Annotated in this window: 9 protein-coding genes, 1 tRNA gene and 4 pseudogenes; 12 read left to right on the forward strand and 2 right to left on the reverse strand. The window is 72.7% G+C overall.

From position 1 onward, the window contains the following. Positions 1 to 172: 172 nt before the first annotated feature. Positions 173 to 1,520, reverse strand: a pseudogene (gene murA / locus WJ438_RS25555) (UDP-N-acetylglucosamine 1-carboxyvinyltransferase). 317 nt (positions 1,521 to 1,837) lie between these two features. Here murA and WJ438_RS25560 point away from each other — a divergent pair. The 8 genes and pseudogenes from WJ438_RS25560 to WJ438_RS25595 all read left to right on the forward strand — a co-directional run bounded on the left by WJ438_RS25560 (position 1,838) and on the right by WJ438_RS25595 (position 12,398). Continuing rightward, positions 1,838 to 2,409: pseudogene (locus WJ438_RS25560) on the forward strand (YqgE/AlgH family protein). A gap of 28 nt (positions 2,410 to 2,437) precedes the next feature. Then, on the forward strand, positions 2,438 to 2,734 hold the full coding sequence (locus WJ438_RS25565; protein ID WP_406727314.1) for a DUF3039 domain-containing protein: 297 nt from the start codon (positions 2,438 to 2,440) through the stop codon (positions 2,732 to 2,734). Between the two features lie 201 nt (positions 2,735 to 2,935). Next, positions 2,936 to 3,707: pseudogene (locus tag WJ438_RS25570) on the forward strand (carbohydrate ABC transporter permease). Position 3,708: 1 nt separating this feature from the next. After that, positions 3,709 to 5,409 (forward strand): annotated as a pseudogene (locus tag WJ438_RS25575) (beta-N-acetylhexosaminidase). A 249-nt stretch (positions 5,410 to 5,658) separates the two neighbouring features. Beyond that, entirely contained in the window at positions 5,659 to 6,552 is an 894-nt protein-coding gene (locus WJ438_RS25580) for an FAD binding domain-containing protein (protein WP_406727315.1), read from the forward strand. Continuing rightward, positions 6,549 to 8,594, forward strand: a complete 2,046-nt coding sequence (locus WJ438_RS25585; RefSeq protein ID WP_406727316.1) for a 2Fe-2S iron-sulfur cluster-binding protein — start codon at positions 6,549 to 6,551, stop codon at positions 8,592 to 8,594. Before WJ438_RS25580 ends, WJ438_RS25585 begins: the two co-directional genes overlap by 4 nt. Next, positions 8,591 to 10,906 carry a xanthine dehydrogenase family protein molybdopterin-binding subunit gene (locus WJ438_RS25590; protein WP_406727317.1) on the forward strand — a complete coding sequence of 772 codons (2,316 nt, stop codon included), beginning with the start codon at positions 8,591 to 8,593 and terminating at the stop codon, positions 10,904 to 10,906. The genes WJ438_RS25585 and WJ438_RS25590 overlap by 4 nt, the downstream gene beginning before the upstream one ends. 295 nt (positions 10,907 to 11,201) lie before the next feature. Then, on the forward strand, positions 11,202 to 12,398 hold the full coding sequence (locus tag WJ438_RS25595) for an SUKH-4 family immunity protein (protein ID WP_406727318.1): 1,197 nt from the start codon (positions 11,202 to 11,204) through the stop codon (positions 12,396 to 12,398). 23 nt (positions 12,399 to 12,421) lie between these two features. On the opposite strand, the gene WJ438_RS25600 is transcribed toward WJ438_RS25595, so the two are convergent. Beyond that, positions 12,422 to 12,496 (reverse strand) — tRNA-Cys (locus tag WJ438_RS25600). A gap of 229 nt (positions 12,497 to 12,725) precedes the next feature. On the opposite strand from WJ438_RS25600, the gene WJ438_RS25605 reads away from it, so the two are divergent. The 4 genes from WJ438_RS25605 (at position 12,726) to WJ438_RS25620 (ending at position 16,753) form a co-directional block, all read left to right on the forward strand. Continuing rightward, complete coding sequence (locus WJ438_RS25605) at positions 12,726 to 14,219, forward strand: MFS transporter (RefSeq protein ID WP_406727319.1); 1,494 nt, start codon at positions 12,726 to 12,728, stop codon at positions 14,217 to 14,219. A 39-nt stretch (positions 14,220 to 14,258) separates the two neighbouring features. Then, complete coding sequence (locus WJ438_RS25610) at positions 14,259 to 14,459, forward strand: CopG family transcriptional regulator (protein WP_406727320.1); 201 nt, start codon at positions 14,259 to 14,261, stop codon at positions 14,457 to 14,459. Beyond that, a complete protein-coding gene (locus tag WJ438_RS25615) occupies positions 14,456 to 14,836 on the forward strand; it encodes a type II toxin-antitoxin system death-on-curing family toxin (protein ID WP_406727321.1) in 381 nt (126 codons plus the stop codon). Before WJ438_RS25610 ends, WJ438_RS25615 begins: the two co-directional genes overlap by 4 nt. A 123-nt stretch (positions 14,837 to 14,959) precedes the next feature. Then, complete coding sequence (locus WJ438_RS25620; RefSeq protein ID WP_406729806.1) at positions 14,960 to 16,753, forward strand: DEAD/DEAH box helicase; 1,794 nt, start codon at positions 14,960 to 14,962, stop codon at positions 16,751 to 16,753. The last annotated feature ends 249 nt before the right edge of the window (positions 16,754 to 17,002 follow it).

Genomic DNA, 17,002 nt, shown 5'->3' on the forward strand with positions numbered 1-17,002 from the left:
GACGCCACAAAGGGCGGCCACCCGAACGGGTGGCCGCCCTTTGTGGCAAGCCCGAACCAAGTCAGCCGAGTGTCTTGCCCGGGAGCTCGACCTTCGCCCCCGGTTCGACCAGCTTCTCCCTGCTGTGTCTGCCCGGGGGACGACCCCGGACCCCGGCCGGTCGGGGGCCGGGTCAGCCGAGTGCCTTGCCCGGGAGCTCGACCTTCGCCCCCAGTTCGACCAGCTTCTCCATGAAGTTCTCGTAGCCGCGGTTGATCAGGCCGATGCCGTGGACACGGGACGTGCCCTGGGCGGCGAGGGCGGCGATGAGGTAGGAGAAGCCGCCGCGCAGGTCGGGGATGACCAGATCGGCGCCCTGGAGCCGGGTCGGGCCCGAGACGACGGCCGAGTGGAGGAAATTGCGCTGGCCGAAACGGCAGTCGGAACCGCCCAGGCACTCGCGGTAGAGCTGGATGTGCGCGCCCATCTGGTTGAGCGCCGAGGTGAAGCCGAGCCGGGACTCGTAGACCGTCTCGTGGACGATGGACAGCCCGGTGGCCTGCGTCAGGGCGACCACCAGCGGCTGCTGCCAGTCGGTCTGGAAGCCCGGGTGGACGTCCGTCTCCAGCGCGATGGACTTGAGCTGGCCGCCGGGGTGCCAGAAGCGGATGCCCTCGTCGTTCGATCTCGAAGGCACCGCCCACCTTCCGGTAGGTGTTCAGGAACGTCATCATCGAGCGCTGCTGGGCGCCGCGGATGTAGATGTTGCCCTCGGTGGCCAGCGCCGCGGACGCCCAGGAGGCGGCCTCCAGACGGTCGGGGAGGGCGCGGTGGTTGTAGCCGCCGAGCTTGTCCACACCGGTGACGCGGATGGTCCGGTCGGTGTCCATCGCGATGATCGCGCCCATTTTCTGCAGGACGCAGATCAGGTCCTCGATCTCCGGCTCCACCGCCGCGTTGGACAGCTCGGTGACGCCCTCCGCGAGGACCGCCGTCAGCAGCACCTGCTCCGTCGCGCCGACGGACGGGTACGGCAGCTCGATCTTCGTGCCGCGCAACCGCTGCGGGGCCTCCAGGTACTGGCCGTCCGCCCGCTTCTCGATGGTCGCGCCGAACTGGCGCAGCACGTCGAAGTGGAAGTCGATCGGCCGACCGCCGATGTCGCAGCCGCCCAGACCGGGGATGAACGCGTGCCCGAGACGGTGCAGCAGCGGTCCGCAGAACAGGATCGGGATGCGCGACGAACCCGCGTGGGCATCGATGTCGGCGACGTTGGCGCTCTCCACCCGCGTGGGGTCGAGCACCAGCTCACCGGGCTCGTCGCCCGGACGCACCGTCACTCCGTGCAGCTGCAGCAGCCCTCGCACGACCCGGACGTCACGGATGTCCGGGACGCTGCCCAGCCGGCTCGGCTCACTGCCCAGCAGGGCGGCGACCATGGCCTTCGGTACGAGGTTCTTCGCACCGCGGACCCGGATCTCACCCTCCAGCGGGGTTCCGCCGTGGACAAGCAGTACGTCTTCAGCGCCGTTGACGGTCATGAATCTCGCGTTCCGTGGAGGGGGCAGGGCCAGAAGGGCAAGCGTAGTCGCCCCCACCCCGGGCTCTGTCAGCCCGTGCGCGACCCGGTCGTCATCCCACCGCCCCCACAACACGAACAGTCCCTCAGCGGCCACCCGGGGTCACCGCCGCCCCGAGCGCGGGGATGCTCCCGTACGCCCGCCGGGCTCCCGGCCCCCCCGTCCGCCGGCCGTCCGGGACGCGGTCCCACCAGGCCGCTCCACCGTCGCGCGGCCTGGCTCACCCCCGTACCCCGATTGCCTCCCACGGAAAGAGAAGATGCGGGATCATGTCTGGCATGACCGAGGTGTCCTCGCTCACAGGGCGGCTGCTCGTGGCCACGCCCGCCCTGGCGGACCCGAACTTCGACCGCGCGGTGGTGCTCCTCCTCGACCACGACGAGGAGGGCTCCCTCGGCGTCGTCCTCAACCGCCCGACCCCGGTGGACGTGGGGGACATCCTGGAGGGGTGGGCGGATCTGACCGGCGAACCCGGGGTCGTCTTCCAGGGCGGCCCGGTGGCGCTGGACTCGGCCCTCGGCGTCGCCGTCGTCCCCGGGGGACGGGTGACCGGACCGCGCCGCTGGGCTGGCGCCAGGTGCACGGCGCGATCGGGCTGGTCGACCTGGAGGCGCCGCCGGAGCTGCTCGCCTCCGCCCTCGGCTCGCTGCGCATCTTCGCCGGATACGCGGGCTGGGGCCCCGGCCAGCTGGAGGAAGAGCTGGTGGACGGCGCCTGGTACGTCGTCGAGTCGGAGCCCGGCGACGTCTCGTCCCCGGTGCCCGAGCGGCTCTGGCGCGAGGTGCTGCGCCGTCAGCGGGGCGAGCTGGCGATGGTGGCCACGTATCCGGACGACCCGTCGCTCAACTGATGTCTGTGAGCTTCAGTACCCTTGTTTCATGAGCACTCTTGAGCCCGAGCGCGGGACTGGTACGGGGACCCTCGTAGAGCCGACGCCGCAGACGTCCCACGGCGACGGCGACCACGAGCGCTACGCCCACTACGTCCAGAAGGACAAGATCATGGCGAGCGCACTCGACGGCACGCCCGTCGTGGCGCTGTGCGGCAAGGTGTGGGTGCCGGGCCGGGACCCGAAGAAGTACCCCGTCTGCCCCATGTGCAAGGAGATCTACGAGTCCATGAGCGGTGGCGACGACGGCAAGGACAAGGGCGGCAAGGGTAAGGGCGGCAAGTAACCCCCGCCCTCCCGCGTAGCCGTCAGGACCGCGAGCCAGTCGGACCGTCCCGGGCCCCGGGTGCGTTTTGCGCGCCCGGGGACCTTTGTGTGGTTCGCGCGTTGCGCGGAGTGCGCCTGCCGGTCACGTGGGTGTACCTGCGGCTGCTGCGCCGCAGGGAGAGGAACTGTGAGCCTCGTGGGCCGGAACGGGGCGCGCCGGGTGAATCTTGTGCGCCGGTTCGTACGGCGCCCGTGGCGGCTCGCGGCCGAGGCGACGGCACCGCTCGTCGCGGTGGTGGTGGCCTTCCCGCTCTGCTGGATGGTGCTGAGCGCCTTCAAACCGGCCGGCGAGGTCGAGTCCGGACAGGCCCCGGCCGTGGACCCTGACACCCACCCTGGACTCTTTCCGACGGGTGTTCGGGCAGCGGGAATTCAGCCGGTACTTCGTCAACAGCGTGGTCGTCGCGCTCGCCGTGGTGATCGCCTCGGCGCTGATCGCCTTTCTCGCGGCGACCGCCGTGACGCGATTCCGGTTCCGTATACGGACGACCCTGCTGGTCATTTTCCTGGTGGCCCGGATGGTGCCTGTGGAAGCGCTGACGATCCCGCTGTTCTTCCTCGTGCGGGACTTCGTCCGGTTGAACACGCTGTGGTCGCTGATCCTGCCGCACATCGCGTTCTCCCCGCCGTTCACGATCTGGATGCTGCGGGGGTCCGTGAAAGCCGTTCCCGAGGCGCTGGAGGAGGCCGCGTACATCGACGGCGCGAGCCGCGCGCGGTTCCTGTGGCAGATCCTTTTCCCGCTCGTTCTGCCGGGGCTCGTGGCCACGAGCGTGTTTTCCCTCCTCTCCACCTGGAACGACTTCCTGTTCGCCAAGTCCTCCCTCATCAGCGGCATTTCGCAGTCGACGCTGCCGATGGCCCTGCTGGTCTTCTCCGTACTCGTACAGCGACGCCTGGTCTGCGGACTGGGCGGCGCGGTAAAGGACTGACGTGACCGAACTGATTCCAGCGCCCCGCAGCGTCGTCACCGGTTCCGGCGAGGTGCGGCTGACAGCGCATTCCCGGTTCTACGCCGGTCCCGCGACGGAGGGCGTCGGCCGATGGCTGCGCACCGTCCTCTGGTAGGCGACCGGCCTGCCGCTGCGCGAGGGGCGGGAGTTCGACGACACGGACGGCGACGGCATCGGGCTCCGGCTCGACCCCGGGCTCGACCCCGAGGAGTACCGCCTCGTCAGCGACTGGAACGGCGTCCTCGTCGAGGGCGGCAGCGCGGCCGGTGTCTTCTGGGGCGCCCAGACGCTGCGGCAGCTCCTCGGCCCCGACGCGTACCGCAGGGCCCCGCTCAGCCGCGACCGGGCCTGGAGAGTGCCGCACGTCACGATCGAGGACGCGCCCCGCTTCCGCTGGCGCGGACTGATGCTCGATGTGGCACGGCACTTCATGCCCAAGGAAAGCGTGCTGCGCTCTCTCGATCTGATGGCCGCGCACAAACTCAACGTCCTGCACTTCCATCTGACCGACGACCAGGGCTGGCGCATCGAGATCGAGCGCCATCCGCGGCTGACGGAGGTCGGCTCCTGGCGCGCACGGACGAAAGCCGGCCACCGCGCCTCACCCCTGTGGAACGACACGCCGCACGGCGGTCACTACACCCAGGACGACATCCGGGAGATCGTCACCTACGCCGCCGAGCGGTATATCGCCGTCGTCCCCGAAATCGACGTACCCGGCCACTCGCAGGCCGCCATCGCCGCGTATCCGGAACTCGGCAACACCGATGTCGTCGACACCGCCTTCCTGACCGTCTGGGACACCTGGGGGATCAATCCCAACGTACTCGCCCCCACCGACAACACCCTGCGCTTCTACGAAGGGGTGCTCGAGGAAGTCCTGGAACTGTTCCCGGCGGACACCACGGGTTTCTCGCCCTTCTCGGCGTTTCTGCACATCGGCGGCGACGAATGCCCCAAGGACCAGTGGCGTGAGTCGGCCGTCGCGCAGCAGCGGATCAGCGCTCTCGGACTGGCCGACGAGGACGCTCTCCAGTCCTGGTTCATCGGGCACTTCGCCACCTGGCTCGCCGCGCGGGGGCGCCGGCTGATCGGCTGGGACGAGATCCTCCAGGGCGGTCCGGCCCCGGGCGCCGCCGTCTCCTCGTGGCGCGGCTACGCCGGCGGGATCGCCACCGCCCGCGCGGGACACGACGTGGTCATGTGCCCCGAGCAGCACGTCTACCTGGACCACCGGCAGGACGCGGGCCCCGACGAACCGGTGCCGATCGGATACGTGCGCACCCTGGAGGACGTCTACCGGTTCGAGCCCGTACCGCCGGAACTGACGGCCGAGGAGGCCGGGCGGGTCCTGGGCACCCAGGCCAACGCGTGGTCCGAGGTGATGGAGGACCAGGAGCGGGTGGACTACCAGGTCTTCCCCCGGCTGGCCGCCCTCGCCGAGGTCGCCTGGAGCACGCTGCAGGCCCCCGCGGAACGGGACTTCGCCGATTTCGAACGGCGGATGACCGCCCACTACCAGCGCCTCGACGCCCTCGGCGTCGCCTACCGCCCGCCCACCGGACCGCTCCCCTGGCAGCGGCGTCCCGGAGTGCTGGGCCGCCCCCTCGACGGCCCGCCCCGAACCGGTAGCGCGCACCCCGGACCGGGGGCGCAGACGCGCGATCCGGCCATGCCGTGAAGTCCGCCCCACTCCGAACAGGTCGTGAAAAAAGGGCACAAGGGTCACCGGAGGGTGCCGTTCGATCGCACCGGCGATGTCCGCCAAATCGGGTCATGCCCGTGGTGAGGTGGGCGAATGCCTCCTAGCGGACCCCTGTCTTCGGCGCTCGCGAAGATGTGCCAGAGTTGCCACGTCCGCCCTGTCGGGTCGTACCGTACGGCTGCGACAGGTGGGACCAGGTGGGGCCGCGGGAAGGGGCAGCCGGTTTTGAGCACGCACGCACCGCAGGCGGCGCAGGCCGTGACGCTGCCCACGACGCTGGACGAGGCCGTGGCGGCGCTCACCGCCATGCCCGCCGCCGTGCCCGTCGCGGGCGGCACGGACCTGATGGCCGCCGTCAACTCCGGGCAGCTCAGGCCCGCGGCGCTGGTCGGCCTCGGCAAGATCAGCGAGATCCGCGGCTGGCAGTACCTGGACGGCCACGCGCTGCTCGGCGCGGGCCTCACCCACGCCCGTATGGGCCGCCCCGACTTCGCCGCCCTCATCCCGGCGCTCGCCGCCTCCGCGCGTGCCGCCGGGCCGCCGCACATCCGCAACGCGGGCACCCTGGGCGGCAACATCGCCTCCGCCGCCCCCACCGGTGACTCGCTGCCCGTGCTGGCCGCGCTGGAGGCGACGCTGATCATCGCGAGCCAGGGCGGAGTCCGCCGGGAGATCCCGGTGTCGCACCTGCTGGCCGGGATGGACATGCTGCGCGCCGGTGAACTCATCGGCTACGTGCGCGTGCCGCTGCTGCACGCCCCGCAGGTGTTCCTCAAGGCCACCGGCCGCACCGGCCCCGGCCGCGCGATGGCGTCCGTCGCCCTGGTGCTCGACCCCGCCCGGCGTGGCGTCCGCTGCGCGGTGGGCGCCATAGCGCCGATGGCGCTGCGGCCCCTGGAGGCCGAGCAGTGGGTCGCCCAGCTCATCGACTGGGACAACAACCGCGCGCTCGTGCCGGAGGCGCTGAGCACGTTCGGGGAGTACGTCGCCGCGGCCTGCATCCCCGACCCGACCCCCGAGGAGGACGGCTCCGTCCCGGCGTTGCCCCCCGCGGTACTGCATCTGCGGCGGACCGTCGCCGCGCTGGCCCGACGAGCACTGGGGAGGGCGCTGTCGTGACCGACGACCAGCACGGAGAGGGCACGTCGTCCCAGGGCGGCGGCCGCTGGGACCCGTTGCCCCAGGGCGACTACGACGACGGCGCCACGGCCTTCGTGGAGCTCCCCGAGGGGGGCATCGACGCCCTGCTGGACTCGATGGACAGTCCGCTCGCCGCGCCGGGCCACGGTTATGTGCCGCCGCCGATCACGGTCACCCCCGCCACCACCGCGGGCACCGACCCGGCGGCCGCCGGCAACTGGGCGGTGCCGGGTGGCGCCGCACCGGGCGCGCCCGTCGACGGCGCCCAGTGGCACGCCCCGTACGACCCGCAGACTCCGTACGACCCGCAGACTCCGTACGACCCGCAGTCCCCGTCCGGGCAGGGCGGCCCCGAGGCGCGGGCGGCGCAGGGGCACAGCGGGCAGGACCGGTTCACGTACGACCCCGGGGCCTCCGGCCAGTGGGCCTTCGAGGAGCAGCCCGCCGCCGGGAACCCGGCACCGGGTTCCGACGTGACCGGCCAGTGGTCGATCCCCGTCGCCGAGGGCGACCTCCCGGACGAGTCCGGCGAGTTCACCGCCTCCGCCCTGGCCGAACAGTGGGGCGCCACCCCACCGGTCACCCCACCCGCCACCCTTCCGGGCGGCGCCCCGGCGCCCTGGGCCACGCAGGCCATAGGACAGCCGTGGGGGCCCGGCGTACCGGGCGTGGACCCGCGGTATCCCGAGGCCGAGCCCGGCCGGGAGCAGGACGGGCCGGAACCCGGCCGGCACGCGGAGCACGGCCAGGGAGCCCCCGCGCAGGGCCGGGCCGGCGGCACGGCCGACCCCGTCCGCGAGCGGCCCGCCGACCCGCACCCGCACGCGGAGCCCGGCAGCGGCGCGCCCGCGTCGGGACAGCCCGCGTCCGAACCGCCGCCACCCGCCGGGCCCCGGCCGACCGGTGTGCCGCAGCCGACCGCCGCCGAGCCCCACTGGCGGACCGATACGGAGCCCTACCGGGAGGCGGCCGGGGGATCGTCCGCCCCGGAGCTCCGCGAGCACCCGCAGCCGGGCACGGAGGGCGCCGTGCGGCCCGTTCCCGGGCCCGGAGGGCCTGCCGAGGCACCCGAGGGCGCCCGGCGTCCCGAAGCCCCTCAGGGAGCCCAGGAGGCCCCGGAGCGCCCCGCGACCCCGGCCCCGGACGATGCGGCCGGGACACCACCCCCCGGCGACGACACGTCCGCGCCGACCACCGACCCCGAGCCGTCCGCCGCTCCCGAGGCCGCCCCGGACAGCGGGAACACCCCGGCTGGCCCGGACACTTCGGGTGTCCCGGAGGCGTCCGAGCGCCCCGCGTCCGCCGCGCCGGACGGTCCGTCGCCCGGGAGCGAACCACTCCCCGGCACCTCGCACGAAGACCACCCCCTCGCCTCCTACGTGCTGAGCGTCAACGACATCGACCGGCCCGTCACCGACGCCTGGATCGGCGAGTCGCTGCTCTACGTGCTGCGTGAGCGCCTCGGGCTCGCCGGCGCCAAGGACGGCTGCTCACAGGGCGAGTGCGGGGCCTGCAACGTGCAGGTCGACAGCAGGCTCGTGGCGTCCTGCCTGGTCCCGGCCGTCACCGCGGCCGGCAGTGAGGTCCGTACCGTCGAGGGTCTCGCCCAGGACGGGCGGCCGTCGGACGTGCAGCGGGCGCTCGCGCGGTGCGGCGCGGTGCAGTGCGGCTTCTGCGTACCGGGCATGGCGATGACCGTGCACGACCTGCTGGAGGGCAACCCGGCGCCCAGCCGGCTGGAGACCCGCCAGGCGCTGTGCGGCAACCTGTGCCGCTGCTCCGGCTACCGCGGCGTGGTGGAGGCGGTCCAGGAGGTCGTCGCCGAACGCGAGGCACACGCCGAGCACTCCGAATCCGACCCGGACACGGACCCGGGCACGGACCCGGAGCCCGGCACGGCCCCGGACGAGCCCCGCATCCCGCACCAGGCCGGACCGGGCGCCGGCGGCGTCAACCCCGCCGCGTTCCCGCACCCCGGACCGCACGACCGGCCCCACGGCCAGGACGGAGGCCATGCGTGAGCAACGAAGCCGCCACCGTGCAGGCCGCACGGGCCGCGGAGGACGCCCCCGAGGCGGAACCGGTCCCGCACGGACTGGGCACCTCCCTGCCGGCCGCCGACACCCGCGCCAAGACCGAGGGCACCTTCCCGTACGCCGCCGACCTGTGGGCCGAGGGCCTGCTGTGGGCGGCCGTGCTGCGCTCGCCCCATCCGCACGCGCGCATCGTGTCCCTCGACACCACCCACGCGCGCGAGATGCCCGGGGTGCGCGCCGTCGTCACCCACGAGGACGTCCCCGGCGACCCGGTGTACGGCCGTGGCCGCGGCGACCGCCCGGTCTTCGCCTCCGAGGTCGTACGCCACCACGGCGAGGCCATCGCCGCCGTCGCCGCCGACCACCCGGACACCGCGCGGATGGCCGCCGCCGCCGTCATCGTCGAGTACGAGGTGCTCGACCCGGTGACCGACCCCGAACAGGCCTTCGAGGCCGAGCCGTTGCACCCGGACGGCAACCTGATCCGGCACATCCCGCTGCGGCACGGCGACCCGGACGCGGTCGGTGACCTCGTCGTCGAGGGCCTCTACCGCATCGGCCGCCAGGACCCCGCCCCCATCGGCGCCGAGGCCGGACTCGCCGTACCCCGCCCGGACGGGGGCGTCGAGCTGTACCTGGCCTCCACAGACCCGCACGGCGACCGGGACACCGCCGCCGCCGCGTTCGGCCTGGAACCCGATCGCGTGAAGGTCGTCGTCACCGGTGTGCCCGGCGCCACCGCCGACCGCGAGGACCAGAGCTTCCAGCTGCCGCTCGGCCTGCTGGCGCTGAAGACCGGCTGCCCGGTCAAATTCACCGCCACGCGCGAGGAGTCCTTCCTCGGCCACGTCCACCGGCACCCCACCCTGCTGCGCTACCGCCACCACGCCGACGCCGAGGGCAAGCTGGTGAAGGTCGAGGCGCAGATCCTGCTCGACGCGGGCGCCTACGCGGACACGTCGTCGGACGCGCTGGCCGCCGCCGTCGCCTTCGCCTGCGGCCCCTACGTCGTCCCGAACGCCTTCATCGAGGGCTGGGCGGTCCGCACCAACAACCCGCCCTCGGGCCATGTGCGCGGCGAGGGCGCCCTGCAGGTGTGCGCCGCCCACGAGGCGCAGATGGACAAGCTGGCCAAGAAGCTCGGCATCGACCCGGCCGAACTGCGCCTGCGCAACGTCATGGCGACCGGTGACGTCCTGCCCACCGGCCAGACCGTGACCTGCCCGGCCCCGGTCGCCGAACTCCTCCGCGCGGTGCAGGACTTCCCGCTGCCGCCGCTGCCCAAGGACACCCCCGCGAACGAGTGGCTGCTGCCCGGCGGCCCCGAGGGCGCGGGCGAGCCCGGCGCGGTGCGCCGCGGTGTGGGCTACGGCCTCGGCATGGTGCACATGCTCGGCGGCGAGGGCGCGGACGAGGTGTCCACGGCCACCGTGAAGGTCCAGGACGGAGTGGCGACGGTGCTGTGCGCGGCCGTCGAGACCGGCCAGGGCTTCACCACACTGGCCCGGCAGATCGTCCAGGAGGTCCTCGGCGTCGACGAGGTGCGCGTGGCACCGGTGGACACCGACCAGCCCCCGGCGGGCGCGGGCTGCCGCAGCCGGCACACCTGGGTGTCGGGCGGCGCGGTGGAGCGTGCGGCGAAGATGGTCCGCACCCAGCTCCTCCAGCCCATGGCCCACAAGTTCGGCATGTCCACCGAGCTGCTCCAGATCACCGACGGCAGGATCACCTCGTACGACGGGGTGTTGTCGACGACCGTCGCCGAGGCCCTGGACGGCAAGGAACTGTGGGCCACCGCCCAGTGCCGTCCGCACCCCACGGAACCCCTGGACGACTCCGGCCAGGGCGACGCCTTCGTCGGGATGTCCTTCTGCGCGATCCGCGCGGTGGTCGACGTCGACATCGAGATCGGCTCGGTACGGGTCGTGGAACTGGCCGTCGCCCAGGACGTGGGCCAGGTGCTGAACCCGGCCCAGCTGGCCGCCCGGATCGAGGCGGGCGTGACCCAGGGCGTGGGTGCCGCGCTCACCGAGAACCTGCGCACGCCCCGCGGTCTGATCCGCCACCCCGACCTCACCGGCTACGCCCTGCCGACCGCCCTGGACGCACCCGACATCCGGATCGTGAAGCTGGTCGAGGAACGGGACGTGGTCGCGCCCTTCGGCGCGAAGGCGGTCAGCGCGGTGCCGGTGGTGACCTCCCCGGCGGCCATCGCCTCCGCCGTCCGGGCCGCCACCGGCCGCCCGGTCAACCGCCTGCCGATCCGCCCCCAGGCCGCGGTGGTGACCAGCGGCTGACAGCGGCTGACGACGGCCGACAGGGACGGCCGGAGAACGTTTCACCTGATTCGCGTGCGAAGGCAACGCACAGGGGCGTTCGCGCGTCTTGTGTGGTGGGGCGCCCGTGTCCGTGCCCGGCCGCCCGTCCGCCCGCTCCTGACCCGGGGCGCTGTCAGTGGTGGCACGTAGTGTTCCGAGTGGTGGGGGACGGCTGCCGGCCCGCAGGTGCGGGGGTCCGTCCTGTCCGGGCGGAGCCGCCCGGAGCGGCGAAGCACGGGACACGGGACTGAGCACACGGATGCGCGGGGGAGCCATGAGCACGATCGACACCGTTGCCACGGATGTCGCGGCAGCGATCACCCTGACCGAGGACGCCCTCGATCCGTTCGTCACGCACGCGTCCACGCGCAGCTGGCTGACCGGCCCCGGACTGCCCTGCGAAAGCGGTCTGTTCAGTTTCGCGCGGCTGCGGAGCGAGGGCCTGCGCACCGTCACCGGCTCGGCGGGCGGCGCGGGGGACGCGGGCGACCGGCTCTCCGCGGAGCTGCGGGACCAGCTGGTCATCGGCGGACTGCTCGGCCCCGCCGGTACGGAGATCGAGCCGGTCCTGCTGGACGGGGCCACCGGCGAGATCTCGACGACGTACTTCTTCCACGACCGCCCCGACCTGATGGACATCCGCCCGCTCGCCCCGTCGCTGCCGACCCTGGTCCGGTTCGCCTCCGCGACGGACGAACTGGCGGGGCTTCGCGGCCAGTTCGCCGCCTACGCGGGCCGTTACGGCACGAAGGCGGTCGCGGAGGCCTCGCGGCAGCTGCTCGCGGTGTTCGAGGAGGGCGCGGACGGCGGGCCGGCCCCGCTGTGGCGGATGGCCGCGCTGATCCGGCCGCTGGCCCTGGCGGCGGGGCCGGGCACGGTCTCGGGGCTCGCCCTGGACCTCCCGACCCGGCTGCTGGACCAGGAGTTCGGCCGGGGAGGCGTGGTCCGTTTCGAGGAGGTCGACTTCCCCGCGGCGCTGACGCACGGGCCGACCCGCCGCTTCCTGTGCGAGACGGGCCTGCCCGAGGACGGCTTCCTGTTCCAGCTGGACACCGACCTGCCGCTGCGCACCCTCGCGGAGTACTACACCGACGACCGCCCCGGCGAGTTCCCGGCCGACCGCCTCCCCGCCCGCGCCGACCGGCTCGTACGCCTCGGCCACCTGATCGAGGACAACAGCCTGGTCGTCGACGGCACCACGGGCGCGGTCCTGAACTGGAGCGAGTCGGAATCCGTCCTGTACCCGCTGAACACGGACATCTCGACCCTCGCCTTCACCCTCTGGCTGCTGCACCGCGAGCACGCCATCGACGAGGAGTCGGGCCACACGCTGACCAGTGAGACGTACGACCAGCTGGCCATGACGATGATCCAGGTCCTGTCCGCCGTCGACCCCACGGGCACCACGACCGACGCGGACTGGCACTACTGGACGGAGCTGTTCCAGGACGAAGCGGGCGGAGTGCTCTGACCGACGCACCCCGCCCGCACCGGAGGCCGTGGCGGGAATCAATCGAACCCGCGTCATTCGCTTTGCAGGCGAACCCCTCAACCACTCGGGCACACGGCTAGGCCAGGCGGCGAGGCGTGCCCTTCGGGCCTCGCCGCCGCGAACTCGGTACGCCGACCGTACGGCGGGCCGGCAGCGGCGCTCAAGGATTTCCGGGGCGCCGCAACGGGACTGCCACACGCCGCTCACGAACACCGTCCGGCCGGCGGGGGAGTAGGCCCGAGGTCCCGGTACCGGACCGACCTCCGACAGAGGTAAAGCCCCGCCGCGGCCCTTACCCTGGCGGTCATGACCGCCCTGAACCCCCGCGACACCGGGGTCGCCGAGACTCCTGAAGACCCCGGACCCGCCCCCGCCCCGCCGGTCGAACGCGACCAGACCGTGCTGAGCGGCCCCTACCGGGCGCTGAGCATCGGGATCGTCTCCGTGGTGCTGCTGATCGCCTTCGAGGCGACGGCGGTGGGCACGGCCATGCCGGTGGCGGCCCGCGAGCTGGACGGGGTGTCGCTGTACGCGTTCGCGTTCTCGGGGTTCTTCACGACCAGCCTGTTCGCGATGGTGCTCTCCGGCCAGTGGTCGGACCGGCACGGGCCGCTCGCGCCGCTGACCACGGGGATCAGCGCCTTCGCCGCCGGCCTGCTGCTGGCCGGGACGGCGGGCACGATGTGGCTGTTCATCCTGGGGCGGGCCGTGCAGGGCCTCGGCGGCGGGCTGGTGATCGTCGCGCTGTACGTCGTCGTCGGCCGGGCCTACCCGGAGCGGCTGCGTCCGGCGATCATGGCGGCGTTCGCGGCGAGCTGGGTGGTGCCCTCGATCGTCGGCCCGCTCGCCTCCGGCGCGGTGACCGAACACATCGGCTGGCGGTGGGTGTTCCTCGGCATCCCGGTGCTCGTGGCGTTCCCCCTGGCATTCGCCCTTCCCCAGATACGCCGCCGGGCGTCCGGCCCGGTCGAGGACCCGGACACCCGAGCGGACCGGACGGAGAAGCGGCGCCCGTCGTTCGACCGCCGCCGCATCCGCCTCGCCCTCGCGATCTCCCTCGGCGCGGGACTGCTCCAGTACGCCGCCCAGGACCTGCGCTGGATCTCCCTGCTGCCCGCCGCGGCGGGCGTGGCGCTGCTGGTGCCCGCGGTGCTGGGGCTGCTCCCGCACGGCACCTACCGGGCGGCGCGCGGACTGCCCTCGGTGGTGCTGCTGCGCGGCGTCGCCGCCGGGTCCTTCATCGCCGCCGAGTCCTTCGTGCCGCTGATGCTGGTCACCCAGCGCGGGCTCAGCCCGACGCTCGCCGGGTTCTCCCTCGCGGCGGGCGGCGGCACCTGGGCGCTGGGCTCCTGGGTGCAGTCGCGGCCACGCCTGGAGCCGTATCGGGAGCGGCTGACCACCCTGGGGATGGCGCTGGTGGCGGGTGCCATCGCGGCGGCCCCGAGCGTGCTGATCGACGGGGTGCCCGCCTGGGCACTGGCCGTCGCCTGGGCGTTCGGCTGCTTCGGGATGGGCCTGGTGATCTCCTCCACCAGTGTGCTGCTGCTCCAGCTCTCCGCCCCCGAGGAGGCCGGCACCAACTCGGCCGCCCTCCAGATCTCCGACGGCCTCTCCAACGTCCTCCTGCTGGCCGCCGGCGGCGCCGCCTTCGCGGCCCTCGGCGGCGGCACGGTCACCCACGCGGCCACGGACGCCACCGGCTCCCACCCGGCCGCCTTCGTCGCCGTGTTCCTGCCGATGGCGGCGGTGGCCCTGGCGGGGGTGTGGGTGACGACGCGGCTGCGGGTGCCCCACCCTTGAGTGGTACCAGTTTGGCCCCACCGGTGGTACCGTTTTGGTATGGCTATGAACCTGCGTCTCCGCGACGACCAGACGGAAGCTATCAAGCTGCGCGCCGAGGAAGAGGGGGTCAGCATGCACGCCATACTGCTGAGGGCTGTGGACGACTATCTGGCCCGGACGGCTCACGAGTCGCTGGTGCGCAAAGCCGCCAAGGAGCAGACCGCCAAGTGGGCCGAACTGCTGGAGCGGCTGAAGTGACGCACGTCTATCTCTCGGCCGAGGATGTCCTGGCCATCGGCGCTGACGCCGTCGATGACCAGGACATCGCCGTGCGTGATGTGGGTCTGCTGGAGTCGGCCGTGCACCGCCCTTCGGCTTCCATGTTCGGGCAGGACGCCTACGCCGACCTGTTCGACAAGGCGGCGGCGCTTCTGCAGTCACTGGTCATCAACCGCCCCTTCGTCGACGGGAACAAGCGCACGGCCTGGGTGTCCTGTGTCGTCTTCCTGGCGTTGAACGAGGTGCAGCTGCGTCCCGACATCGATGCGGCCGAGCGCCTGGTCATTGCCGTGGCGACCGGCAGCATGGACGAGGTCAAGGCCATTTCCGAGGTGCTGAGGAGTCTGGCCGAGTAGCGCAGTGTGACCTCAGTCCCATCCCCGGCCGCCCCGGCCTGGTCCGGGCGTTGACACCTTCGGGCCATCGGTAGGGTGGCCCGGTCGTCATACGTAGCCGAGCCGCTCGACCCCGCAACGGAGATCGTGACTACCGCCGCCGCCTCTGCCTCGCACCACCTGTCCCCGGCCTTTCCCGGCCGTGCCCCCTGGGGCACCGCCGGGAAACTGCGCGCCTGGCAGCAGGGGGCGATGGAGAAGTACCTCCAGGAACAGCCGCGCGACTTCCTGGCGGTCGCCACCCCGGGCGCCGGAAAGACGACCTTCGCGCTGACGCTGGCCTCCTGGCTGCTGCACCACCACGTCGTGCAGCAGGTGACCGTCGTCGCGCCCACCGAGCATCTGAAGAAGCAGTGGGCCGAGGCCGCCGCGCGGATCGGGATCAAACTGGACCCCGAGTACAGCGCGGGCCCGGTCGGCAAGGACTACCACGGCGTCGCCATCACCTACGCCGGTGTCGGGGTCCGCCCCATGCTGCACCGCAACCGCGTCGAGCAGCGCAAGACCCTCGTCATCCTCGACGAGATCCACCACGCCGGTGACAGCAAGTCCTGGGGCGAGGCGTGCCTGGAGGCGTTCGAGCCGGCCACCCGCAGGCTCGCGCTCACCGGTACGCCGTTCCGGTCCGACACCAACCCCATTCCGTTCGTGGCGTACGAGGAGGGCGACGACGGCATCCGCCGCTCGGCCGCCGACTACACCTACGGCTACGGTTCCGCGCTCCGCGACGGCGTCGTCCGTCCCGTCATCTTCCTCTCCTACAGCGGCAACATGCGCTGGCGCACCAAGGCCGGAGACGAGATCGAGGCCCGCCTCGGCGAGCCCATGACCAAGGACGCGATCAGCCAGGCCTGGCGCACCGCCCTCGATCCCCGCGGCGAGTGGATGCCGTCCGTGCTGCGCGCCGCCGACCAGCGGCTGACCGAGGTCAGGAAGTCCGTCCCGGACGCCGGAGCCCTCGTCATCGCCACCGACCAGGACTCCGCCCGCTCCTACGCCAAGCTGATCCGCGAGATCACCGGCAGCAAGCCCACCGTCGTCCTGTCCGACGACACCGGCGCCTCGAAACGGATCGACGACTTCAGCGGCAACGACGACCGCTGGATGGTCGCCGTCCGCATGGTCTCCGAGGGCGTCGACGTACCGCGCCTCGCGGTCGGCGTGTACGCCACCACCATCTCCACCCCGCTGTTCTTCGCCCAGGCCGTCGGCCGCTTCGTACGGTCCCGGCGGCGCGGCGAGACCGCGTCCGTGTTCCTGCCGACCATCCCGAACCTGCTGGGCTTCGCGAACGAGATGGAACGCGAGCGCGACCACGTCCTCGACAAGCCCAAGAAGGACGGCGAGGAGGACCCGTACGCCGAGTCCGAGAAGGAGATGGAGGAGGCGAACCGGGAGCAGGACGAGGACACCGGCGAGGACATGCTCCCCTTCGAGGCGCTGGAGTCCGACGCCGTCTTCGACCGGGTCACCTACAACGGCGCGGACTTCGGCATGCAGGCCCACCCCGGCAGCGAGGAGGAGCAGGACTACCTCGGCATCCCGGGACTCCTCGAACCCGACCAGGTGGAACTGCTGCTGCAGAAGCGGCAGGCCCGGCAGATCGCGCACAGCCGCAAGAAGCCGGACAGCGAGGCCGATCTGCTCGAACTGCCCGCCGAGCGGCGCCCGGTGGTCTCCCACAAGGAGATGATGGAGCTGCGCCGGCAGCTCAACAACATGGTCGGCGCCTACGTCCACCAGAGCGGCAAACCGCACGGCGTCATCCACACGGAGCTGCGCCGCGTCTGCGGCGGGCCGCCCGCCGCGGAGGCCACGCCGGGCCAACTGCGCCAGCGGATCGCCAAGGTGCAGGAGTGGGCCACCCGCATGCGGTGACCGCCCCGCCGCCGGGTGCGGTCCCGGCACCCGCGACCTGGCACGTGCCCGGTGTGCGAATCGGGACGAACAGCGCCAGTTCGGGGCGGTGGTGCCCGGATTCTGGACGGAGCCTTCCGCTGACCGGACCGGCTCGCTACTGTCCCGGCTACGCACACGCCCCGTGGCAGCGCTGCCGCGGAGCGCAGCCGTGAAGCGACTGTGCCCGGGACATGGCCGGGCCGCCGGCCGATCGGCGGCCTCTGAAGC

Source organism: Streptomyces sp. GD-15H, assembly GCF_045291515.1.
Classification (GTDB): Bacteria; Actinomycetota; Actinomycetes; order Streptomycetales; family Streptomycetaceae; genus Streptomyces.